Here is a 25920-nt window from a genome sequence, read left to right as displayed (position 1 = left end):
TTGTTAACCATACGACATATCAAATTTAATATTTTATTGTACAGAAATTTAAGACTACTAATATAATTTATTATTTAATGATGACAATATTAAATATATAAGGGTTTTCTAATTATGTAGAATTAATACGTTTCAAGATAAAAGTTTAGCATTATTTCTGTAAAAGAATGGTATTGACTGATTAAAGTAATTATAGTGCAATTCAAAGATTATTTTTGATTAGAATCTAATAATTTTAGAAGTTTACATCGTCTATTTTTTAGCTTTAGTATTAAAGTAATAGACATGTAATGAAATGTTTAACAACCAGATTCATTATTAGTTAGCCTCTAAGAGGTTATCATTTTGAACCGATAATGAATTTTAAAATTTCATTATTAATTTAATCAATAGCGTAAACAATGAATATATTAATTACATGTGCAGGAAGGCGAGTATCTTTAGTAAGGGCTTTTCAGAAAGAATTAAAAAAAGTATTTACAGAAGGGAAAGTTTTAACTGCCGACTTTGATCCGAATTTATCTTCTGCTTGTCATGCTTCAGATGGATCGTTTCATTTACCATTGATTAAGGATGATACTTATTTAAGTTCACTTATAGAGTTATGTGTAGCTCAGAACGTGAAACTAATTATTCCAACTATTGATACGGAATTGTCCCTGTTATCTAAAAACAAACAAACCTTAATTGATAATGGTATAACGCCAATAATTTCTTCAGAATCTTTTATTAATATTTGTCGCGACAAACGTAAAACTCAAGCATTCTTTTCTGATAATAATATTAACGTGGCTAAAGAGTTTTCTAAAACAGACTATACTTTACCACTTTATATAAAACCTTTGAATGGGAGTAGAAGCGTAGATAATTTTACAATAAAAACTGAAGAAGATCTTACAGATTATCATTTTAAAAATGATGATTTGATATTTTTTGAATATATAGATCATAGTCAGTATGATGAATTTACTTGCGATTTGTATTTCGATAAGCAACATTCCTTAAAATGTATTGTGCCAAGAAAGCGTATTGCGGTTAGAGACGGCGAGGTAAACAAAGGGATCACTGCAAAGAATAACCTAATGGAATACATTAATAAAAACTTAGGTTTTATAGATGGAGCTATGGGTTGCCTTACAGCTCAATTTTTTAAACATAAAGAAAATGATGCTGTATATGGTATTGAAATAAATGCAAGATTTGGTGGTGGATATCCGTTATCTTATTTGGCAGGTGCAAATTATCCAAAATGGATTATTCAAGAGTATTTGTTAGATCAAACTGTAGATTCATATTCAGGTTGGGAAGATCATTTATTAATGCTAAGATATGATAGCGAAATTTTAGTTCATGATTATAAAGGATAAGCTTATTGTTGTTTTGGATTTAGATGATACTTTATATAATGAAATAGATTTTTTAAAATCTGCATATAAAACCATTTCTAATTTACTTTCTAAACATACAGATTTATCTTCGGAACGCATATTTCAGGATATGATGCAATTTTACAGTGATGGAGAAAATGCTTTTCAATCAATTATTACTTCTACTCAGGTAAAAGGTATCACAATTAAAGATTTGTTGTTGTTATACAGACAGCACTCGCCTGATATTAGTTTAAGTGTAGATAATAAGGAAGCCTTACAATACTTAAAAGCACATACACATAAAATAGGTTTGGTTACAGACGGTAGGAGTGTACAACAACGTAGTAAAATTGTAGCTTTAGAACTTGAAGATTATTTTGATGATATTATAATTTCTGAAGAATTTGGATCTGAAAAACCAAATCCTAATAATTTTAAATATTACAATGATAAATATGGACAAGGGCAATACATCTATGTTGGCGATAATGTAAAAAAAGATTTTATAGCTCCAAATGCATTGGGTTGGCATTCTGTTTGTCTTTTAGATAATGGTAAAAACATACATACTCAGCACATCAATCTAACGGCAGCACAAACGCCAAAATATAAAATAAAAACACTAATAGAATTAAAGCAAATACTAAATCAGATTATTAAATAATTAGCTCTGTTTTTAATTGTAATTTAAACTTCAAAAATCGTGTATATGAGATGGTTTTAATACAGAATAAATCATAATGTGTTAGATTTTTAGTAAACTATTAAGTAATCCAAAATAGAGGGATGTTTTGTAGTGATTTGGGTGTTTTTACTGCCTTTTTAGACACAGTAATTTATTGATTTAGGTATTAAATTTTATGAGTTTCCTATAAAATATGAATTAACGTAAATATCTGCTATTCATCGTTTTTATTTGATTTGGACTTATATAATTACTGATATTTATAAACATTTACTAGTAATGGCAATTAAATCAGTGATTGATTTTTGTATTATTTTTATGTTACAAGTCCCTAAATAGACATAAAAATTGTTTTAAAATTTGATATAACAATTTTACTTATGAATTCAAAAATATGGTTATCATCACCGCATATGGGCGGACATGAATTAGACTTTATACATGAAGCCTTTTCAACTAATTGGATTGCTCCATTAGGTCCTAATGTATCAGGGTTTGAAGATGATTTAAAAAACTTTTTAAACGAAAACAAAGAAGTTGCGGCATTAAGTTCTGGGACAGCTGCTTTACATTTAGCTTTAATTTTATTGAATGTTGGTCCTGACGATGAAGTGATTTGTCAGTCTAAAACATTTTCAGCGTCTGCCAATCCTATTGTGTATCAAGGGGCAACTCCTGTATTTGTAGACAGTGAACGCGACACTTGGAATATGTGTCCAATACAATTAGAACGCGCCATAAAAGATAGAATATCTAAAGGAAAAACACCAAAAGCGATTGTTGCAGTGCATTTATATGGTATGCCATATAAAAAAGAAGAAATTCATGCTATTGCTAAGCAATACAACATTCCCGTTGTAGAAGATAGTGCCGAAGCATTTGGAAGTCATTATAAAAATCAAAATTGCGGAACCTTTGGCGATTTTTCAATTTTATCATTTAACGGAAACAAGATTATAACCACATCTGGAGGTGGTGCTTTAGTTACTGCTTCTAAAGCAGAAAAAGACAAAGCTGTGTTTTTAGCAACTCAAGCAAAAGACAAAGATGTGGCGTATGTGCATTCACATATTGGTTATAATTATAGAATGTCTAATATCGTAGCCGGTATTGGAAGAGGGCAGATGATGGTTTTAGAAGACCATGTTAATAAAAGACGTGCTAACTACGATTTTTATGTGTCTAAATTAAATCAGATTAAAAATATTACATTTTTACAAGAACCTGAAGGGTATTATTCTAATAGATGGTTAACATGTATTTTATTAGACAATCCTAAAGATCAAGAAGGTTTAAGAGTGTTTTTAGAGCAAGATAATATAGAAACACGTCCGTTATGGAAGCCTATGCATCAGCAACCTATTTTTAAAGATGCTCCGAGTTATATAAATGGTGTTTCAGACGATTTGTTTGAGCGTGGTTTATGCTTGCCAAGTGGATCTAATTTAACAGCAGACGATTTAGAACGAATAGTTTCATTAATTATCCAATATTTTGAATAGAATAAATAACATACTTATTAAATTATCTAAAAGGTACGCCTCAAAATGGCTGGTCTTGTTGGTTGATTTAAGTTTGGTGGCATTTACATTCTTTTTAGCTTATTTAATTCGGTATAATTTCGAAATAGCTTTCGATTTTAATAAGTTTTTAAAACAAATACCTTTTGTTATTATAGCTGCAGCCATTAGTTTAATGGTTGTTGGTTCGCATAAAGGTGTTGTAAGATTTACAGGAGTAAAAGATGTTGTTAATATAATTGTAGGAATTAATTTATTAGCCACACTTTTAATAATTACAACATATCTAAGTCGAAAATATGAATACGATTCTATTTTCGATATTGCAGGTTCTGTAATATATATCCATTTATTACTAAATGTGTTTTTTCTGATTGGCGCTAAGTTTTTTATCAGATCTATTTATCACAGTATCATATCAGATAAAAGTCTATTCAATAAAAAACACCATCGTATTTTAATATATGGTGCAGGAAATGCAGGAATGGTTACTTATGATGCCATTACCAATGATGCTAAAAGTAATATTGAAATTTTTGGTTTTATAGATGATAATAGTAAGAAAATAGGTAAAAAAATTAATCTGCTAGAAGTTTATGATTCTAAAGAAGTAACCTTCGATTTTATTGTAAAACATAAGATTGATGAAGTTATTATTTCTATCCAGAATATTAGTTCGGAACGGTTATTAGATATTACTAAAGAGTTTCTTGCTAAAAATATTAAAGTAAAAATTACGCCACCCGTTCAACAATGGATTGATGGCGAGTTACAAATCAGTCAGATTAAGGATGTAAATATTGAAGACCTACTTGGACGTGAGCCAATAAGTATCGATAATCCAATTTTAATAGACGAATACGAAGACAAAGTAATTATAGTAACAGGAGCAGCGGGATCTATTGGTAGTGAAATTGCTAGAAAATTAACTAAGTTTAATTATAAAAAATTAATTCTTATCGATGTTGCCGAGTCTCCATTATACGAGCTTCAACAAGAATTTATTCAAAGTGAAATTAAAAGGTTTGAAGTCATTATTGTAGATGTAAGAAATACAGTAAGAATGGATCAAATTTTTACAAATCTTAATCCTCAAATTATTTTCCATGCTGCAGCATATAAACATGTGCCTTTAATGGAAAATAACCCGTATGAAGCGGTTAGCGTAAATATTAGCGGAACAATTAACATGTCTAATTTAGCCATAAAGTATGGTGTAAATAAGTTTGTTATGATTTCTACAGATAAGGCTGTAAATCCGACTAACGTAATGGGAGCAACCAAACGTATAGCAGAATTATACATTAGTTGTTTAAATAATAAAGGAAAAACTAAATTTATAACAACACGTTTTGGTAATGTATTAGGATCTAATGGTTCAGTAATTCCGTTATTTAAAAAGCAAATAGAAAATGGAGGTCCGTTAACCGTAACACATAAAGATATTACTCGATTTTTTATGACTATTCCAGAAGCTTGCTCTTTGGTATTAGAAGCCGCAGCAATGGGAGATGGAGGAGAAATTTTTGTTTTTGATATGGGAAAATCTGTTAAGATATTCGATTTGGCCATTAATATGATAACCTTATCGGGCTTGAAATATCCATCAGATATTGATATTAAGATTACCGGTTTAAGACCTGGAGAAAAAATTTATGAAGAACTATTGGCAAATGGGGAAAATACACGCCCAACTTACCATGAGAAAATCATGATTGCTAAATCTAAACAGATAGATATAGAAACAATACTTAATCAGATTATAGATTTACATGAGACTAACCCTAAATGTTTAACACTAGAAACAGTAACTAAAATAAAGGAGATTGTTCCAGAATACATCTCTAACAATTCCAAATTTGAAGTTTTAGATAGTAAAAACTAATTATACTTATGACACCAATTATTAATCAATTCCAATTAAAATTCTTATTAATACCAATTATGGCTTTAATGTTAGCGTCTTGTGGCGCAAAACGAGAAAGTATCGTGTATTTTCAAGATGAACAAGCTACAATACAAACTGAATTATCTGAATTTGAAATTAGATTCAAACCAGACGATTTATTAACTATAGACGTTTCTGCTATCGATCCAGAAGCAGCCCGACCATTTAACTTACCTGCTGTATCTTACAATACAAATTCTGTAGATTTAGCTCAAGGTACTTTAAAAATGCAGACTTATTTAATAGATAGAGAAGGTATGATTGAATTTCCTGTACTTGGATCTATTAAATTAGGAGGTTTAACACGAAGTGAAGCTAACTTGTATATGAAGAATATTCTTAAAGAATATATTAAAGATCCTATTGTAAATATTAGACTTGCTAATTTTAGTATTACTATACTAGGAGAAGTAAATAGACCAGGAACCTATAATTTACAAGAGGAAAAAGTATCGCTTACAGAAGCTTTAGGTTATGCAGGAGATTTAACTATTTATGGAAGACGCGATAATGTGTTTTTAACAAGAGAAATAGATGGTAAGCTTAGATACTACAAATTCGATTTAACATCTATACACGTCATGAATTCACCGCATTTTTATCTTACACAAAATGATGTGATCTATGTAGAACCAAATAAAGCAAAAATCAGATCCTCAAATTATAACCAAAATAATGTCGTCTTAATTTCTGCTATTGCAACTTTGGCGACAATAACGGCTTTAATTCTTAACTAATATGAAAAACGAAATTCAAGATAATTATACTCATATCAGTGATATTATCCATTTGTATCTATCAAAATGGAAATATTTTCTGTTATCTATGTTTGTCTGTATAGTTATTGCATTTATCTTTTTAAGATATTCTACAAATCAATACCAGAGTACTGCAATTATTAAAATTACAGACGAAAAGCAAATGAATAAATTTCCAGAGCTTTCAGGCTTACAGACTTCTGGACTTTTATCTAGTGAAGGCGATGTGATATCTGATGAAATGGAGATTTTAAAATCGAAAACACTTATTGAACAAGTAATAAAAGATTTAAAATTAAATATTAGATTTTATGTTCAAGGTCGAATTAAGGAAAAAGAAAATTACTTAGATCCGCCTGTAAGTTTAACTTTCTTTAAAAAAGATTCCATAATAAATGCTGTAGACACCACATTCTACATTACAATATTATCTGAAGATAAATTTAATATTTCACACGAAGATCCTAAAACATTAACATCGCTTAGTGATAATGATGTACCAAGCGAAAGTTATAATTTTGGAGATAAAATAAGCACTTCTTATGGAGGTATGATTATAACTCCAAACCAAGGAGCATATGGTTCACAGATTGGCTCTGTAATTAAAATTGCTTTTACACCTGTTTATAAATTAGTAGAAAGCTACCAAGGTTCTTTATTACTTGAAAATGAAAAAGGATCTAATATTATTAAGCTGTCATTAACAGGAACCATTAGTAAAAAATCAGAGAATTTCCTTAATAAGTTAATCGATAAATATAACGAAGATGTTGTTTATGATAAAGAAGAAGTTATAAAAGTCACATCAGATTTTATCACAAACAGGTTAGATATCGTCTCTCAAGAATTAGAAAAAGTCGATTTAACTGCTGAAACACTGAAGAAAGATAACCGATTGACAGATTTAAGCTCGCAATCAAACATCTTTTTACAATCGGAACGTGATAACGAAAACAAATTAATCTCTACGACTAATCAAATTCAATTGATCGACTACATGGAAGATCATTTGCATTCTAATAATGGAAACGGAGATTTATTACCTGCTAATGTTGGTATCGAAGATAATGGTATTGCTCAAGTTACTAAAAGTCACAACGATTTAGTAATGCAACGTAACCGTCTTTTAAAGAATTCAAGTGAAAAAAACCCAACGGTAATTAATCTTGATAATCAGATTAAAGCGTTAAAGCAGAATTTAGAGCAGAGTTTAACCAACTTTAAATCCTCTAGTGAAATTACATTAAACTCTTTACAGCGTACCGATTCTAGGATTAGTGCTCAAATTTATTCAACACCAGGTAAAGAACGTAAATTTAGAGACATTACAAGACAGCAAAATATAAAAGAATCTTTATACTTATACTTACTAGAAAAAAGAGAAGAAACGGCTATTACTTTAGGGATGTCTTCTCCAAATGCAAAGATTATAGATAGAGCTTCAAGTTCAAGTTCTCCTATAAGTCCTAAAATTCCATTAGTGTATTTAGCGGCATTAATTTTTGGTCTGGCGATACCTACATCTATCATTTATACTAAAGATATTCTTGATAACAAGGTACATACTAAAAAGGATTTAACTAATTATCTAAAAATTCCTTTTATTGGAGAAATCCCAAAATCACGTACCAAGAACCTTACAGTAAAGAAGGTAGATTATTCACCAAAAGCGGAAGCTTTTAGAATTTTAAGAACGAATATTGATTTTATGCTTCAAAATCTAACGCATAAATCTAAAACTATATTTGTTACGTCAACGACTAGTAAAGAAGGTAAATCCCATACTTCTGTAAACTTGGCGTTGTCTATTTCGCATTCCGAGAAGAAAATACTGTTTATAGAAACAGATATTCGTGTGCCTAAAGGTTCTAGATATTTAGATATTGAAAATTCGAATGGTTTAACAGATTACATTAGTAACGACAAAATAGAGGTGAAGGATATTATTGTGAAAACAAAAGACAATCCTTATTTAGATATTATTCCTTCAGGAACTATACCACCAAACCCAGCTGAATTATTATTAAGCGATCGAGTAAAAGAACTTTTCGATACCGTAAATGATAAATACGATTACATTATTGTAGATACAGCTGCAGTAGGTTTAGTTACAGATACATTACTGTTTAGTAAATTTGCAGACTTGTTTATTTATGTGGTTAAAGCGGATTATTTAGATAAAAGAAGTCTAAGTATTGCTCAAACGATGTACGATGATAAGCGTTTACCAAATATGACCGTTTTATTAAATAATTCAGAACAAAACAAAAATAATGGTTATGGTTACGGTTATGGCTATGGTAAAAATCCAAATACGACTAAAAAATGGTGGCAAAAAATAATCAATAAAGATTAATATTTACGACTAACCATTTGTAACAATTTTAAATTAAAAACCTCTCAGATAGATAATCTGAGAGGTTTTTTTATAAGCAATATTGTTAATTTCTTTATAGTTTTATAGTGACAAGAACAGGTTCGTGATCTGAGAGGTTTACATTAAAATTTTCATGATTTAAAATCTCTATGGATTGGTCTGTTAAAATATAATCTAAGCGTAAAGGAAAACCTTTAAGATTGTAGGTTGTGCCTAATCCATGCCCTTTTTCAAGAAAAGAATCCGATAAATCTTGTTTTAAAATCCGATAAGGTAAAGCATATTGTGGAGTATTAAAGTCACCACATAATATCGTTTTGTAAGACGTGGAATCTCTATGATTTCTAATCATTTCAGATTGTTCCACTTGTATTTGAAACGTATGGCTTACTTTCTGAAATAGATTTTTATAGGTGTCATTATCAATTTGTAGAGCACTTTTGTTTAGCTGATGCGATTGTAAATGTACATTGTAAAGTCTAATCGTATCATTATGTACAACTATATCTGTGTAAATGGCATTATTTCTTGTGTTTGGAAAATCAATATAACCAGAATGTACAATCGGATATTTTGAATAAATAGAAAGTAAAGATTTTCCTTTCTTCAGACGTAAATCATTAAAATTATAAGGATAATCTTGGAACTTTCTCGTAATAGGAAAGTTAGATTCTTGTAAGACTACGATATCAGCTTGTAAAGTGTCTATAAACCGTATTAAATTTGGTCTAGTGTTTTCACCATTATAGTTATAACTAAAACCTCTAGTATTAAAAGAGAGTATCCGTATGTCGTCAATACTTTTATATGTAGAAGCATTAGAAAACGTATAAATGACATGAAATATGAGAAGATAACAAACCGCCCCAATTAAACAGAAATACTTTCTTTTAAAAGCACCATATATACCGACTAACACATTAACAATAAACAGTAGGGGTAGAGTTATGCTAAATACAACAGAAACCCAACCCCAATTAAAGTATGTACTTAGTATTCCTATGAGTAAAATAAGAATAACTAGTATCACAAAAGCATCAATTCTATTTAGAGTTGTTTTCAAATTAATGTCGTGTGTATGTTAGTAATCAGTCTTAAATCTCGTCGTTAATGATGCTAATTAGTTCTTTATTTATAATTTTTACGTCAAATCTTTTTTCGGCATAAAGTCTGCTGTTGTTACCCATTTCTTTAATCTTATCAGGGTTGACTAAGAAAAACTCCATGGCATTAACCAATTCGTCTAGGTTATTAGGCTTAATTAATATACCATTATTATCTTTAATAACAGTCTCTTTACAACCAGGTGTATTGGTTGTAATAATAGGTAAACCTACAGATAAAGCTTCTAAAATAGATCTTGGTACACCTTCTCTATAGTACGTTGGTAATACAAAAACATCTGTATTATAAAGGTGCTCAGGGACATTATTCTGTTTACCATGATAAATCACGATTCCTTTTTTATTGAGCTTGTTTAATTTTTCTAATTTTATTGAAGAAGGCGAATTGTCAGGTTCTCCAATAATATGAAACTCAGCCTCAGGATAAGTCTTTTTTAAAGTCTTAGCAGCCTCAATGTATAAGTCTATACCTTTTTCTTTTATTAATCGTGCAACTAAAAGAAACTTAACCACTTTAGATGTGTTATGGTTTACTCTAGTTTCGTACTTATCAAGATTTACTCCAGACCCTCCTACAAAAGCCACTTTATTGGATTCTGGTATGATTTTACGATCTAGGAACAGCTTATAATCGTCTCTATTTTGAAAAACGATAACCTTATTCTTTCGGATTGATATTTTATATAAAAACTCGTTTAAGGTTTGTAAAGTTCTTGCCTTAAAAGTTAAACCTGTAAAAGCAAAACCAAGTCCGGTTATTAATGAAATTACAGGAACATGACAAGAATTAGCAGCAATAGACGCATATATAACAGGCTTTACAGTATATGGGAAAACCAAATCTACATTATGTGCTTTTATTATCGATTTTAATTCAGAAATAGACTTTAAATCGTTTAACGGATTTAAGCCAGTACGTTGTAATTTAAACACTATAGGATGAGCTCCTAAATTTAATAATTTTTGCTGAACATCTGTTGGATAATCTGGTGCAGCAGTAAATACTTCAAAATTATTATGAATTAAACTTTCAATAAAATCTCCTCTAAAATGAATTAGAGAGGGAGAAAATGACGATACTATTAAAATTTTTTTCTTTGACATCTAGACGTTAGATTGTTTTAAATAATTGTAGGCATACCATTTTTGAAAACAATAGAAAGACCATACTCTAAACGTACTATCTTTTTTACTATCTAAATGATCTTGTACTAATTTTGTTATAATGTTTGTATTGAATATTCCTTGAGATTCTAGGTGTTTTGGTTCGATATAACTTTCTAATTCTTTACGTAAACTTTGTCTTAACCAATCTCCGGTTGGAGAGCCAAAACCACTTTTACTTTTTTCAAGAAACTCTTCAGGAAACTGATCTTTAAAGGCTTCTTTTAAAATGTATTTTTTATTCCAGCCTTTCATCAAGTAATCTTCAGGAAGTGAGTTGGTAAATTCCCAAAGGTCTTTGTTTAAAAATGGTGCTCTACATTCTAAAGAATTCATCATACTGGTTCGGTCTACTTTGGCCAGCATACCGCCTTCTAAACTCAAGACTTTATCAACTTGTCTAAAATCGGTTAAAGTCTCTGCTTTATCCATATTTAAGACGTCTTTGTACTCCTGAAATAAATCATGCTCTAAGTAATCTGAATTTAAAATTTCAGAAATTTCATTGTTTGTATTGGCTAATGAGATAATGTCCCAATAAAAATCACCTTTATAGTTTATAGCATGCAACAGTTTTTTAATTCTAAATTTTCTACCTCTAGCATCATCTTTTTCAATAAGGAAATTTTTACTGTGTTTTAAAACAGATTTGTGTAAAAACTCTGGTACTAAACTGGTATAGCGCTTATTCATTTTACCAATATAGTATTTGTTATATCCTCCAAAAACTTCATCTCCACCATCTCCAGTTAAGGCAACAGTTACATGTTGTCGTGTTCTGTTAGATAATAAGTGAGTAGGTAGCGCTGCAGTATCTGAAAAAGGTTCATCAAAATTCACAAGAATATCATGAATATTGTGTTTTAAATCGTCTTCATCAATTATAAATTCATGATGATTACTATTTAGCATTTTGGCCACAACTCTAGATTTATCAGACTCATCGTAAGCCGCTTTTTTAAATCCGATAGAGAAGGTGTCAATTTTTCTATCTGTAGCTTGAGAAAGGCATAATGAAATAATAGAAGAATCTACTCCTCCAGAAAGAAACGTACCTAAAGCAACATCAGAAATAGATCTGCTATTTACACTGTTATACACCAACTCTTTTGTTTTTGCTTTAGCATCATCAAAAGAGATGTTTTGTTTAGTTGGTACAGGTTCTGCATTAATTTTAGTAATGCTAGTGGTGTGCGAAGTTAAATCGTATTCGATATAATGATTTGCTTCCAGCTTAAAAATATTATCGTAAATAGTATGTGGAGCAGGAATGTAGGTTAATCTAAAATATAGATTTAAACCTTTTTTAGAGATTGCTGGTGTGAAATTAAGGGTGTTAATTATAGATTTTAATTCTGAAGCCCATAAAAACTGAGTGTCAGATTGTGTATAGTATAAAGGCTTTTCACCAAAAAAGTCTCGAGTAATAAACAGTTTGTTTAATTTCTTATCATAAATACTAAAAGCAAACATACCGTCTAACCATTTAAACGATTCTACGCCGTACTTTTCATATAATTTTATAATAACTTCGGTATCACTTGTGGTATGAAACGTAACACCTTCAGCTTCTAATTTTGCCTTTAAAACTTTATAATTATAGATTTCACCATTAAAAACAATAACAATCTTTTTATCATCAGTAAAAATAGGTTGCTTCCCCGATTTTAAATCGATAATCGATAATCGTCTCATGGCCATACCCACAGAGACATCACTATGTTCCTCACAAAATACGCCATCCTGATCTGGCCCTCTATGAATAATTAAATTATTCATTTTGGTTAATATGGCGTTTAGCTCATTCTCCTTAAGACTATGTCTTGCTATAATTCCGTTAATTCCGCACATACGCTTAGTTATTTAAAAATTTATAGAATTTTGAGTATATACTCTTGAGTTCGTATTCTTTAGCCCGTTGCAGGCTTAGTTTGCTATATTTTTCTCGTTCGAGAGGATGATCATTAAAGTAAGCTAATGCCTTTTTTAAGCCTTCATGATCATCATTATTAATTAAAAGTCCGTACTTCCCAATATAGAACGTACCTGTTTTAATATGTACATCTTCATTTTCGTTAAGCAATTCTAACGGACCAGATAAACAATTGGTTGAGATGCAAGGTAAACCAATAGCCATAGCTTCTATAAGTGCATTTGGAAAACCTTCTGTAAATGAAGATAAAACAAAGCAATGGTGACTTAACAGGTGATCGTTTACATTTTTTACTTTCCCTTTAAGTGTCACATTTTGAGTTAACTTTAAAGTTGAAATTTCTTCGGTTAAGTAATTTTCTAAAGGACCTCCGCCCAAAATAGTAAGTTGATATGGGGTTGCTGTATCTTGTAATGCACGAATAATCATGATATGATTTTTTCGCTTGTTTAAAGTACCAGCTGTAATAATTTTTAAAGACTTTAGATCTTTATTTAGAGTCTCTGGATTTATGGTTTGTACAGGTAATTCTATTGGGTTATATATAACATCCATAGGAATTGTCACTCCGAAATTATCTTTTAAATCTCGATTTATATATACAGAGTTAGAAAACAGCTTTGTGCATTTATTGTAATAAATTGGGTAAAATAACTTCGAGATGTATAAAGATAATTTACTGGTTGTATTATCAGACGGAAATCCACGTTCACTAATAATGGTTTTTACCTTGGTATTAGTCGATGCAATCATGCCGTTTAATAAATTTGGAAATGCTAAAAACGATACTGAAATATCTATCTTATCTGCTTTTATAAATGCACTATATTTTTTCTTAAAACTTATTAAATCAGAAAATTTAGCGTAAAAAGGTCTTGCCGGTGAGGCGTTAGATAAGCACACCACTTTAACACCTTCTGGAATTGTAAAATGGATATGATTATAAAATAAAACGAGTGTAACATTGTAATTGGCTTTTAAAGCCTTTAACAACAGACTAATCACTTTCTCTGCACCTCCGCTTCCTAAAGTGATACTTAAAATACTTATATTTGGTTTTGTTGTGTTCACAATTCGTGTTAGGTGTTAGAAATTTCGATAAATAAATTTTCGTATTGTTTTAAAATACGTTCTTTATTGAATTTTTTATACACAGATTCTCTTACCGTCTCAGGATTCCATTTTATTGTGTTTATAGCGTATTCTATGTTTTTTAAATAATCGTCGTCGTTGTCGGCAACCAAACCATTAATGCCATCTTCAATAATTTCGTTTAATCCTCCTGGGGCTTTATAGGCTAAAACAGGAGTACCTACGGCACAACTTTCTATTAAACAATTTGGAAATCCTTCTACATAAGAACCTTGTAAGAAAAAATCACTTTCGGCCAGGTGTTTATCTACATCTTTTGTAAATGAAATATGGGTGACTTTATCTTTAAGATTATAGGTGTCTATTAAATCTAAAATATGTGCTTCTTCTGGACCTCTGCCTATAAGTGTGTAATGAAAGTCGTGATCTAATTTTGCTAAGGCTTTAATTAGTCTTTCGTGGCCTTTTTGTTTCTTGAATTGGGCAACAGTAATAAATTGTACACAAGAATGAGGTGTGTCTTTTACCGGTTTTAGATTAAAACGATCTGTAATAGGATTATTTATTATTCTTAACTTTTTTTCAGGGATATGAAACGTGGTTTTCATGTCTTCGCACATATCTATAGACTGACACAGAATAAGATCAAGCATTTTATAACTTAAATCTATTGGAATTAAATTTCCGAATCTATTCTTACTATGACTAAAATCTTTAACAACACTCATAACATTAGCTTCCCGACCAATAAACTTTATTTTTGGAAAAAACACAGATATCATAGCAATAGCGGTATTTACATGCGCTATAGAACTCACAACTACATCGGGTTTAGATTTAGCAAAACCTTTAATAAAATCGGGTATGGCAGTTAATACTCTGGTTTTATTAAAATATTTTACTTCAATCGAGTCTGTATTATAGGGTGTTTTTCTTTGGTGACCAGCCAGCCAAAGTGAAGTGTCGAATGTGTCTTTAGAAATATTATTAGCTATAAAGGAGACAACTCTTTCTGCTCCACCAGAGGTAAGATCAGGAAGTATAAAGATTAATTTTATTTTAGTTTTCATAATTTATAGACTTTGTCTTTTCACTATTGAATACATGTATCAAAATGAATGTAGTAGTATTAGTTTTTACATTGTAATATCAAAAAAAACTAATTCTGATATTAATTGTGTGTGCTTAGTGCTTAGACTATATTCTTAGGGGGAATTTGTGAAATGATTTTCGCTTGATTTTAAGATGTTTTCAAGTTTTTGTTTTTTTCTAATTTATGTTAGTTATAGTGTTTATCTATTGATAATTAATTGTTTACTGTTTAATGCTCGTTTTTAATATTTTCAATTGCTTCAAAAAATATTTTATGAAAATGGAACATGTTAATCTTCAAAATTGTATCTGAAACGGTATTGTAAATGTGTGATAAAACTTACTTTCAAATAATAAATATTTAAAGATGTTTTATAATAATCTAAAAATCAAAAAAACTCTTTAAAAGGTTAGATTAAGCCTATAATCAGTTTAAGGCACCCTTTTTTTAAGTAGTTATGGTGAAAATTAAGAGGTTATAAATTTGAATTTAGAAGGAGAAAATTAAGATTATTATATAGGCGTTTTCAGGAATAAAATCATTTAAATTGTATTGAACATGAGGTAGAAGTTTTACTATACATGTTAAATATGTTTAATAATTTTAGTGATGTCTATTTTCTTTATCGCTTTTGCTGGATTACCTGCGACCATCATACTATCTTCTGTAAACGATTTATTTACAACTGCATTAGCACCAATAGCAATGTTATTCGCAATTTCTATATCACCATATATTTTAGCTCCAGGTGCAATGTATATGTTATCTCCTAATTTCGGCGCTTTTTTAGAACCTCCAGATGCTCCAATATTAGTACAAGCATGAATTCTACAGTTTTTACCAACTTTTGCATTGCTATTTATAACAATAGTACCGTAATGTACAATGGCTAAACCCGGGCCAAACACATTAATAGGAATTGAAAACCCTAGTTTTAAAGAGATGTTTTTAAATTTAAATCTTAAGTATGTATATACAATTTTGTTTAAGCCTTTATTTTTGCAATTATGATAGTATTCTAGCGTTCTTAACGTTTTCTGAAACTTCCAGATATGATTAGGAGAAATAATACTGACTAATGAAGACATAAAGCTTGGATCTGATATGCCTAATGCAACCTGATCTGCTTTTAAATACTCATGATATGTTTGTTTATTATGTATCATCTTAATAATTCTTTTTGTTCCTTTTGTTAAGGAATAGATTGTTTTCTGTAGAGTATTCTGGCCTGTAATATAACGCTTTTGTATTATCTGGTCGCGATGGTTTTTCTAAAACAAATTCCTGTAATTGATTGATAAAGTTATAGTTGTTTAACTGATGCATGCTGTTTTTAACATTTTTATCAATCTTTAAGGATATGGTTTGCGTTTCTTTATCGCCTATAATGCTCCAACCAATGTCATTATTTGTAATATTAAAATCGGATTCTTGTATGGGAAGCGGAACTTTTTTTACAGACCATAGCGGAACTTGTTTATCGACATAAAAGGCAACTATTAAAGATCTTAAAGACCATAAGCAACTGCCGGTACCTGTATAAGGATCTAAAATACTTAAATTGTTTTTAAAATAACCTTGGGTAACGGTGCCATATTCTAAGGCGTTATTTTCAATAAAGTAATTCCAAGTCACATCTAAAGCGTTTAGAGCAAATCCTGGCGATATGTCTTCAGGAACTAATAAGGCTCCAGAGATAATAGGAGCAGGTGCAGCCATGCGATAACAAATACTTCGGCCCATAATTGGAAATCCGTTTTCACTAAAAAAATAACGATAAAAACTTAAAAACTTTGAATGACTTGTTTTTATAAATTCATGGTCGAAATTTGGATCTATCTGATCAATCCAAAACAGGGTATAGTGTATAGACCAAGCATTGTAGTAATCAATCCCTTTAGGCGGATCGTCAAACCAACCACTACCTAAGTAATGTTTCGTTTTATAATTGGTATATACAGTATTTATACGAGCTAAATTTTCTGTATTCACGTAGCCTAAAGCTTCTTGGCATTTTGCAATAATAACAGGAAATAGATTCCAATTATTATCTACGGTTTGTTTATTAATAGCCTGATTTAACCACGAATTAACCTGATTTTTTTCTTGTAGCGACATCTCATTCCAGATTTGCTCTTGGCTTAACCAAAGCCCTAAAGCAACATCTACAGCTTCAACAATGCGCTGATCGAAATCACTAATATCTCCCCAATACTCTATATTATTTTTATCTGTACCAGCTAATATTCCGGCTTTAAGTGTTTCTTTAAGGTTATAACTACCATTGTCTAATATAATAATATTGGAATTTCCTGCATTTAACCAAGAAGCTGCTAATGCAAAAAATCTAGCAAAACCTTCTAATGCATTTACGCGCCTCCCACGTGAACTAATAGCCCCTGGATAGGAAATAAAAGCATTCTCGTTTGATTTGTATTCGAAAGCCCCTTGAGCAAAATATTTAAATAATGCATTGTATTTATTAAAATGAGAACTATCTGTAGCAATTAAGAAATCAGACTTTATTTTTGCGTCATAATATTCATAATTATTAAAGGGTTGGGTGTTTTCAGACCAACCTTCTGTTCTAATATGTTTAAGCTTATTACTTACGTTTATAGAAAAAAACACAGCTACGACAATACATATTAAAAAGAGCAATATGGTTAGTTTTTTATTGCTCGATAATGTTTTAAAATTCATAATTATACCCCAGTTTATTTCAACATATGTTGTTAATCTAACTTTCTTTTATGCTATTATTTATTGAGAGGGAGACAATGAAATCTATTTAAATTAATCGTTTTCTGTCTATAATATATCCTATAAAAACAAACAGAACTATAATGTAGGTTTGATTTATAACGGTCTGTAATGTTAGCATGAAAATGTAAATTGTGACTAACATAGATAGACAAAATATGGTTAATGTAATGTTTAGTTTTAAGGGTTTTACTAAGTAGATTACTAATAAGAATAAGAAAAACAGGAAGGTAAATATACCTGCATCTGCCCAGACACCTATATAAGTATTATGGCCACGTACAAAGGTAGAAAATCCTATTCCGTTACCCATAATTGGCTTTTCGTAAACATAATGTAATAAGTGTTGTAACAATTCTGATCGCCCAGAACTATCAATTTTTTCGGTGTTAAAGGTTAGTACATTGTAAATATTATCAATTTTACTAATTTGTCTTACAGATAGATTTAAATGTTTATAAAACTGTTCTCTAACAAATAAAGCGGCATAAAATAACATTAGAAGCACACCTAGTATTAAGACTTTAAATCCTTTGAAAAACTTATAATTTGTAATAATAAATACTAAAACAAAGATGAATAAACCTGTTGTAGATAAGGTGATTAAAATACTATAAACCACTACAAGTGATAAAAATATTTTAAAGGCTTTCTGAATTTTATTCTTCGGAACATAAAATTTCTGGAATAATATATAAGCCAATATACTTACCATGGCAGCATTGTTTGCATCTGCATATACACCACCAGCTCGATCTAGAGGATAAGGTCGGATACCTAAATCGTCGAAACTATAATTTATTTTAAAGAAGAATATCGTTAATATGGCAGAGATCATGTAACATATGGTTATCACTTTAAAAAACATTTTGGTGTATGCTTCATCTCTTAAGAAATAGTAAAACCCAACAAAATAAATCACGGGTACAATAGTCGCAATCATAGAGTAATCTGGATTTTCAAAGCCAGAAACGCCAGATGCCAGTAAACTAAAGCAGTAATACATAATATAAAAAACAAACCATAAACTCGCTGTTTTAGATAATTGGCCGTCAGATCCTTTTAAAATAACAAACACGCCTAACATAATTAAGAGTACGTTAGAGTAGGCTATGAGCTGCGATAATTCTATAGAAATAAAAACACCTGTTAGTAATTGTATATTTAGACAAGCACATATTAATGGCCAAATAAAACAAATTATGATTGCTTTTCCTTTCATCCTTTTATTTGTAATTTTTTAAATTCATGTTCATACTTCTCTATAATGGTATCTATATGATATGTTTCCAAAGATTTAATTGCTTCTTCAGCGAGTGATTGTCTTAATGAAGGATTGTCTATTAAGCGTTGCAAATGGGTTTGCATTTCCTCGATGTTTTGATCTTCAATTAGAAGCCCGTTTACATTATTTGTTATAATATCTGATGGCCCCGTTTTACAATTATAAGCAATACTTGCCATACCTTGAGACATGGCTTCTAATAAAACCATAGGTAATCCTTCAAATCTAGACGATAATACAAATATAGACGAGGTTTGCATGAGTTCTGAAATATTAGACACAAAACCTGTAAAGACTACTTGATCTGCAATATGGTATTGCTCTACAAGCTTAGTTAATAGTGTTAACCCTTGATCTCCAGTTCCCGCAATTTTTAATGTCCATTCCGGATTAGATTTTAATATCGGTGCTATAAATTCAATTAGATTATCAAATCCTTTGTGATTATATCTGTCTAGATTTCCAACGGCCAATATTGTCTTTTCGCGTGCCGTTATTTGTGAGGTTAACGGCAAAAAACTACACGGATTTGGCATAACCATCACATTTACGTTGTATTGCTCGTAATACGAGACATCAAAAGAAGTTAGAACCGTTAGTAAATCGGCACGTTTGTAAAGGTGTTTTCTAGTAAACTCTGTTAATTGTTTACGACTCTGCATCGCTCTTAAATAACTGTTATGTTCTTCTACAATTATTTTTATTCCAAACAACTTCGCAACAATTATGGTAATAAAATTAGTAAGCGTAATAAAAGAAATAATAAGATCTGGTCTGTTTGCTTTCTTAGAGTAAAATGAAGAAAGATTTACAATACTTTTTACAGTGTGGTTAGTTATACGACCATAATCCATAGAAATTCTTTCAATAGAGTCTGGAATTGTATAGAAATCTTCACAATCGTTTAAGGTGATAATAGATATATCGTATTCCGTTTTCTTCGCAAAAGCAGTGGCCAATAATGTTAGAACCCGTTCTGCACCACCTCCTTTTAACCTAGATATTATAAAGTGAATTCTCATTATTTTTTTCTTATTAGATTAAATATTCGTTTCGATACATTTCTAAACCCTTCATTAAATAGGTAAATAATAGGGGTGTATATAACCACAGATACCAAAGTAATTTTTATTCCTAGTATAACTAAATCATAAAAATTTTGTTCTTCTGTTTTTAAAATGAAATCGAAAATATACTGACAAATGTAAAAGGCTAATACTAGTGAAGCTGTTAATTTTAAAAATCCTGTCCAATATATCCAAACACTTTCCTTAAAACCCATTTTATATAAGAAGTAAGGACGCCATAATAAAATAATAACAGTGAATGCAATTAAAGTACCCATTAAAATACCTGCTAATCCAAAATATTGTAATAGTATTATCGACGCTCCTAAGTTAAGCACACTCTGTACAATTGGAGCCCAAGTATCTTGAAATAAGCCGTATGCATCTTTAAAGTGATCTACAGGAACACGGATTTGCATAATAAACATATTTAATAGAAAAAGAAGAAGTACACTTTGTTCTAAAATATATTTATCGCCTAACCATAGCGATATAAAAGGTTCTACTAAAAATTGTAAAATAATTAAAAGGATTCCCGCAATATAGAATCGCAGAGTCATCATTTCCCAGAACACTTTCTTAATTTGCACACTATTATTTTCCGCAACTAAATTTCCAATTCCTGCACCAGTACCTGCAAAAGAGGTGTTAATTAATTGTATTAATCTGCTGAAAATAAGTTGGTAATTTCCGAAGAATGCCACGCTTTCTACACTAATAAAGGCAAATATTAAAATCTGATCGGTGCCGTTAGTCACAAACGATCCGAATTTATGAACAGATATTTGTTTTATTTTTTTTATTAAAATAGGATTGTCTTTAACAATAGCACTAGTTACTTTTTTATTGGTTTCCAACCAAGGATATTCTTTCGATACTTTTTTACGAAGTAGGATACTAAAAACAACAGAATACAAAAGTTCTAAAGCAATCCAAATGTAAAAGTTGTTATAATAAAGTACAGCAACACATTGTAAAATGATTTTAACCAAAGTTAAAGTCTGAGAATATGTTGTGATAATGTAATTTTTCTGATCGGCTTCTAGTAAAAATAGATGGTAGTTAAAAAAGAAATTTAAACATAAACCAATTAGAAATGTATAAAATGCAAAGTATACAATGATTAAGGAGAACGTAATGGTTCCGAATATAAGCGGAAAGAATAAGGATAATAACACTCCTATACCTACAATAAAATAACCAATCCTTTTATATAGAAAACCAAAAAGACTAATAAGTTCGTTAATTTTCTCGGTGTTTTTATCTAGAAGAGGTTTGTATAAACTGAATCCAATGGCAGTTCCAATGCCTAGCTCTGCTAAATTTAAAAACTTTAAAAAACTTTGTAGGGTACCAGTTAACCCCATAAATTCATCTCCTAAATTTTCTAGAAAAATCTTTCTTGAGAAAAATTGGGCTAATAAAAACAAAACATAAAAAAAGACACTAAATTTTATGTTTTTAACGGCGTTGTTAACTCTAGACATTTTTTAATTTTTCAATAATTTTGACTTGAGATTTGATTCGTTTTTCATTAATGCTTATAAAAATTCTATATAAGCTTGGTGGTAAAATGGCCACCATAGCACTATAAAATTGAAAATCTTTTAGACTATAATTCTTTCTTATAGTTTGTCTTATTTTATGTCGATGTTTAAAATCAGAGTCTAAGTCTTTATATTTAAACAATGCGTTGTAATGCGGTGTTAAAAAATTAAACAGATAGGCTTTCGCTAATGTTTGAGTTTCTTCATCATATTGTTTTGTATGCTCAAACACATAAGCTCCTGCACCTATAGAATTTAGTTTTTTAATAGAATACTTACTGCGTATTACACTGTCCATATTCTCTCTATTATAGATGTAAAAAGGGTAATCTATAAATCCAATCTTATCCGTTTCATTTATAATATCTAAAGTGAAATAGACATCTTGATGTAACAAGTGCTTAATAAAAAAACGATTGTCTATAACCGATTTATGATAAATACGTCTCCAAACAGCAAAACGTTTATGTTTAATAATGCGTTTTATGGCTTCATTTTGTGTTTCAATAATGCCTAGAGTTGTGGCGTCTTTATCCTTCGGGATAGTATGTTCAAACACAGAATCTATAGAGCTACATTCTATTACTTTTAAACTATGATTTGTAGCAAAATTAATTAGCGTTTTGTACATGTTAGAATTTATCCAATCATCACTATCTACAAATCCAATATAGTCTCCATGACATTTTGTTAACCCAAAATTTCTGGCAATACTAGAACCTCCATTTTTTATATGGTACACTACAATACGGTCGTCATGTTTTGCAAAATCATCACAGATTGCACCACTATTATCTGTCGATCCGTCATTAATTAATATAATCTCTAGATGTTTATAAGATTGATTAATTATAGACTGTATACATTTCTCAATATAGGCTTCGACATTATAAACAGGTATGATAATGCTTAATAAATAATTCAAGCTAAAATAGATTTTTTTTGACTCAGGCTTATGCCTTATATAACAAAACGTTGTGAGGGTAAATATATAAAAATATAAAAGTTGGAATGTATTTATTCTTTGATTGACAAAATTAGTTGTTGAAGTACTATCTAGGTCTTAATTATTAGATTTAAGTCTGTTTCAAACAGATTTTTCCTACAACTTATTTTAACTAAAAATACTTTAAACCTACAGATTATACATTTTGATTTTTGAGTGATGAGTACACAAGATATTCTGGATAAAAAACTAACAATTTACCTGCAGTATTTAAAATGTAAGAAATGTATTGGTTTTATGCATATGTTGTTTTCTTACATGATTTTCTTTTTTATTTAAAAACTTAATTTTTTATAAAAATGTTTTTAGCAGTGTTTTAAATGTTAAAAAACAAAATTAGTCAACTGTATTCTAGGTGTTTATGATGTAAGTGTTTTTTACTCAAAAAACTTTAATAACATAGTATTTAGGTAGTAGTCAGATAAAAGTGCCTTTTTTTAAGTTTTAAAACATCTAAACCCAAAAGCCTTGCGTATATATTTAGAATTATCGTTGTAATTCAATATTTTACCGATGAATTACGTAGGAAAAATACTTCTTTAACTTTTGTTTTGTAGTTTATTTCTTGTTAAAAATTAATATTTATCGATTAAAGTGTTTTTTTACACGATAAAACGCATTAATTATTTATTTTTATTAAAAATTGAAATAACAACCCCTAATCTGTTATAAATGGCCAACTTATTCACTACCTGTATTTCTGCGGGCAATAAGCTCTTCAGGAGTTTTTTAAACTACAGTCTCTGTCTCTTAGCCTTATTTTTTCTTTTTACATCTTTTACATTCGCGCAGACCAAAGCGTTTCCTTCTGCTTATGGTGCGGGAGCCTATACTACTGGTGGACGTGGAGGTGAAGTGTATCATGTTACTAACTTAAATGATAGTGGTACAGGGAGTTTTAGAGATGCTCTTACCAAATCTAATAGAATTATCGTTTTTGATGTGAGTGGAATCATTCAGTTAAAATCGTTGTTGGCTACATCCATTAGTAATGTAACCATTGCAGGGCAGACAGCACCAGAAGGGGGAATTACTATAGATGGAAATAGAGTGTATTTTAGTAGGATTGATAATGTTATTGTAAGACATATTCGATTTAAAGGTGGTGTTGATTCAGGAGATGATAGTTTTACAGCAACTTCATCTATGACAAATATAATTTTTGATCATTGTACGTTTGCATTTGGGGCCGATGAAAGTGCAAGTTTTTATTCTACAGAAACCGGAAGTACCATAAAAAACATAACTGTACAGCGTTCAATATTTTCTGAAAGTAAGAACGGGTCCATTTTTGGAGGTTTTGCAGATAGAGAAATGACAGTGGGAGAAATTTCTGTAATTAATAATATGTACTATAATGCGTCTCATAGATTTCCTAATATCGCTGGAGATAATGGAGATTTTGAAGTTATTAATAATGTGATATGGACAGTTAAAAATAGATTGATTAGAGGAAATGGTAATTTTAAACTTAATCATATAAACAACTATTACGATTATGGAATCAGACCGCTTCAAGATACGCGAATGCAGTGTTTTGGTTACGAAGATGGTATCACTCCAGAAATATATACTAGTGGTAATAAATACGTGGCTGTAAATAGTCAGTCTCCAACTTATAACGTTTCAGAATTAAACGCTGATAATAAATATGCTTGGAAATTCTTTTTAGATGGTGGTGGTTATGCAAGAGGCGAACAACTACCAGATAATTATTTTTCAAAAAGTCAGTTTGGCTTATTTGGAGCACAAATGAAAGTTCAAACAGCAGATGCCGCATTTAATGATGTTAAAACAGATGTAGGTTGTAATGCACGTTTAAATGCAGATGGTTCTAAATCTTCTAATTTAGACGAGCTAGATACAGAATGGTTAACTAATGTGCAAAACGGTATATATACAGAAAGATTAGAAACTTCAGATTATAAGGTCCCTTCAATTGATTCTAAATCTCGTTCTTCAGATTATGATACAGATCAAGATGGTATGGCCGATGAGTGGGAGCGCAATACTTTTGGGAGTTTAAGTAAAGATGGTTATGGCGATGCAGATGGAGATGGATATACAGATCTTGAAGAATTTTTAAATGGTGTAGATGCCGATAATACTCAGGTTGTTAGTCCATCAATAGAAGTAAATGCAGGTAACGATGAAACCATTTGTGAAGGTACAGAAGTTACCTTAACAGCAACTGGAGGAGTTACGTATGAATGGAGTACAGGTGAAACAACTGCAAGTATTACGGTATCTCCAGAAGCAACAACAACATATAGTGTTACCGGAAAAGATAGTTCAGGAAATTCAGATACAGACGACGTTATTATTACAGTTGAAGATTTGCCAGCAGTAGATGCAGGTGAAGATGTAGAGGTCTGTGAAGACGGAACTGTAGAGTTATCAGCTACTGGCTCTGGCGATTTTGAATGGAGCACAGGAGAGAAAACACAAACCATAAAAGTTTCACCCGATAAAACAACCACGTACACGGTTACTGTTTCAAACGGAATATGTTCAGATTCCGATGAAGTCACAGTAAGCGTGTCCCCCAGGCAAACGGTAAACGCCGGCAGTGATGTAAACATAGAATTAGGAGAAAGCACAACGTTGTCAGTATCTGGAACTGGATCCATATTATGGAGTACTGGAGAAACTACGCGTGAAATTACAGTATCTCCAACAGAGACAACGGTATACTCGGTTATCGTATCTCAAAACGGATGCGAATCTCAAGATGAAGTTACGGTGGTTGTTACTGCTGCAACTGTAGAAGTGATTGCCGATGCAGGAGATGATGAAACGATTTGTGTGGGTAAATCTGTAACTTTTACCGCAACTGGAGGCTCGTCTTATTTGTGGAGCACAGGTGCTACGTCTCAAAGCATTACAGTAAGTCCAACACAAACCACAACCTATTCTGTAAAAGTGTCTGAAGGCGAAGTGTCTGCGACTGCGGAAGTGACTGTACATGTTATTGAATTACCAGTAGCTAATGCCGGAGAAGATAAAACCATAGAATCAGGAGAATCAGTAACATTAACAGCAAGTGGCGGTTCAGAATATTTATGGAATAACGGATCAACAACACAAAGTATCACGGTAAGTCCATCACAAACTACAACCTATACTGTTGAAGTTTCTAATGCTGGCGGTTGTTCAGATAGTGATGCCGTTCAGGTGACTGTAAACGC

The 25920-nt window shown here is 30.6% G+C and carries 18 protein-coding genes; 7 read left to right on the top strand and 11 right to left on the bottom strand.

The features are described from left to right. Positions 1–401 precede the first annotated feature (401 nt). The 6 genes from AST99_RS12245 to AST99_RS12220 all read left to right on the top strand — a co-directional run bounded on the left by AST99_RS12245 (position 402) and on the right by AST99_RS12220 (position 8637). Positions 402–1367, top strand: a complete 966-nt coding sequence (locus AST99_RS12245) for an ATP-grasp domain-containing protein (RefSeq protein ID WP_057782126.1) — start codon at positions 402–404, stop codon at positions 1365–1367. Further along, complete coding sequence (locus tag AST99_RS12240; protein ID WP_057782125.1) at positions 1351–2034, top strand: HAD family hydrolase; 684 nt, start codon at positions 1351–1353, stop codon at positions 2032–2034. The genes AST99_RS12245 and AST99_RS12240 overlap by 17 nt, the downstream gene beginning before the upstream one ends. A gap of 401 nt (positions 2035–2435) precedes the next feature. Beyond that, positions 2436–3557, top strand: a complete 1122-nt coding sequence (locus AST99_RS12235; RefSeq protein WP_057782124.1) for a DegT/DnrJ/EryC1/StrS family aminotransferase — start codon at positions 2436–2438, stop codon at positions 3555–3557. Then, the gene (locus tag AST99_RS12230; RefSeq protein ID WP_083495680.1) at positions 3550–5460 is read left to right on the top strand and encodes a polysaccharide biosynthesis protein; all 1911 of its coding nucleotides are present in this window, start codon (positions 3550–3552) and stop codon (positions 5458–5460) included. Before AST99_RS12235 ends, AST99_RS12230 begins: the two co-directional genes overlap by 8 nt. Before the next feature lie 8 nt (positions 5461–5468). Next, positions 5469–6260 carry a polysaccharide biosynthesis/export family protein gene (locus AST99_RS12225; protein WP_057782123.1) on the top strand — a complete coding sequence of 264 codons (792 nt, stop codon included), beginning with the start codon at positions 5469–5471 and terminating at the stop codon, positions 6258–6260. A 1-nt stretch (position 6261) separates the two neighbouring features. Beyond that, positions 6262–8637 (top strand): GumC family protein, encoded by a 2376-nt coding sequence (locus AST99_RS12220; RefSeq protein WP_057782122.1) that lies wholly within the window; start codon positions 6262–6264, stop codon positions 8635–8637. Between the two features lie 94 nt (positions 8638–8731). Here AST99_RS12220 and AST99_RS12215 read toward each other — a convergent pair whose 3' ends face one another. The 11 genes from AST99_RS12215 to AST99_RS12165 form a co-directional block, all read right to left on the bottom strand. Then, complete coding sequence (locus AST99_RS12215; RefSeq protein WP_057782121.1) at positions 8732–9721, bottom strand: endonuclease/exonuclease/phosphatase family protein; 990 nt, start codon at positions 9719–9721, stop codon at positions 8732–8734. Positions 9722–9752: 31 nt separating this feature from the next. Further along, on the bottom strand, positions 9753–10886 hold the full coding sequence (locus AST99_RS12210) for a glycosyltransferase family 4 protein (RefSeq protein WP_057782120.1): 1134 nt from the start codon (positions 10884–10886) through the stop codon (positions 9753–9755). After that, a complete protein-coding gene (gene asnB / locus AST99_RS12205) occupies positions 10887–12797 on the bottom strand; it encodes an asparagine synthase (glutamine-hydrolyzing) (RefSeq protein WP_057782119.1) in 1911 nt (636 codons plus the stop codon). It abuts the gene before it with no gap. Positions 12798–12801: 4 nt separating this feature from the next. Beyond that, positions 12802–13950 carry a glycosyltransferase gene (locus AST99_RS12200; protein WP_057782118.1) on the bottom strand — a complete coding sequence of 383 codons (1149 nt, stop codon included), beginning with the start codon at positions 13948–13950 and terminating at the stop codon, positions 12802–12804. An 8-nt stretch (positions 13951–13958) separates the two neighbouring features. Next, the gene (locus tag AST99_RS12195; RefSeq protein ID WP_057782117.1) at positions 13959–15041 is read right to left on the bottom strand and encodes a glycosyltransferase; all 1083 of its coding nucleotides are present in this window, start codon (positions 15039–15041) and stop codon (positions 13959–13961) included. A 607-nt stretch (positions 15042–15648) separates the two neighbouring features. Continuing rightward, a complete protein-coding gene (locus tag AST99_RS12190; RefSeq protein WP_057782116.1) occupies positions 15649–16230 on the bottom strand; it encodes a serine O-acetyltransferase in 582 nt (193 codons plus the stop codon). Between the two features lies 1 nt (position 16231). Continuing rightward, positions 16232–17767, bottom strand: a complete 1536-nt coding sequence (locus tag AST99_RS12185; protein ID WP_057782115.1) for a DUF2264 domain-containing protein — start codon at positions 17765–17767, stop codon at positions 16232–16234. Between the two features lie 88 nt (positions 17768–17855). Beyond that, positions 17856–19049 (bottom strand): O-antigen ligase family protein, encoded by a 1194-nt coding sequence (locus AST99_RS12180; RefSeq protein ID WP_057782114.1) that lies wholly within the window; start codon positions 19047–19049, stop codon positions 17856–17858. After that, positions 19046–20134: a glycosyltransferase family 4 protein gene (locus tag AST99_RS12175; RefSeq protein WP_057782113.1), complete on the bottom strand. Its 1089-nt coding sequence runs from the start codon at positions 20132–20134 to the stop codon at positions 19046–19048. Before AST99_RS12175 ends, AST99_RS12180 begins: the two co-directional genes overlap by 4 nt. Then, the gene (locus AST99_RS12170; RefSeq protein ID WP_057782112.1) at positions 20134–21666 is read right to left on the bottom strand and encodes an MATE family efflux transporter; all 1533 of its coding nucleotides are present in this window, start codon (positions 21664–21666) and stop codon (positions 20134–20136) included. The genes AST99_RS12175 and AST99_RS12170 overlap by 1 nt, the downstream gene beginning before the upstream one ends. After that, a complete protein-coding gene (locus AST99_RS12165) occupies positions 21659–22651 on the bottom strand; it encodes a glycosyltransferase (protein WP_057782111.1) in 993 nt (330 codons plus the stop codon). The genes AST99_RS12170 and AST99_RS12165 overlap by 8 nt, the downstream gene beginning before the upstream one ends. A 753-nt stretch (positions 22652–23404) precedes the next feature. On the opposite strand from AST99_RS12165, the gene AST99_RS12160 reads away from it, so the two are divergent. Beyond that, the coding region (locus AST99_RS12160; protein ID WP_198151514.1) for a hypothetical protein at positions 23405–25920 on the top strand (2516 nt) is incomplete at its 3' end.

It is taken from the genome of Formosa algae (genome assembly GCF_001439665.1).
Lineage (GTDB): Bacteria > Bacteroidota > Bacteroidia > Flavobacteriales > Flavobacteriaceae > Formosa > Formosa algae.
Note: the sequence above shows the minus strand (reverse complement) of the source record. Positions and strands in the feature narration are given on the sequence as shown.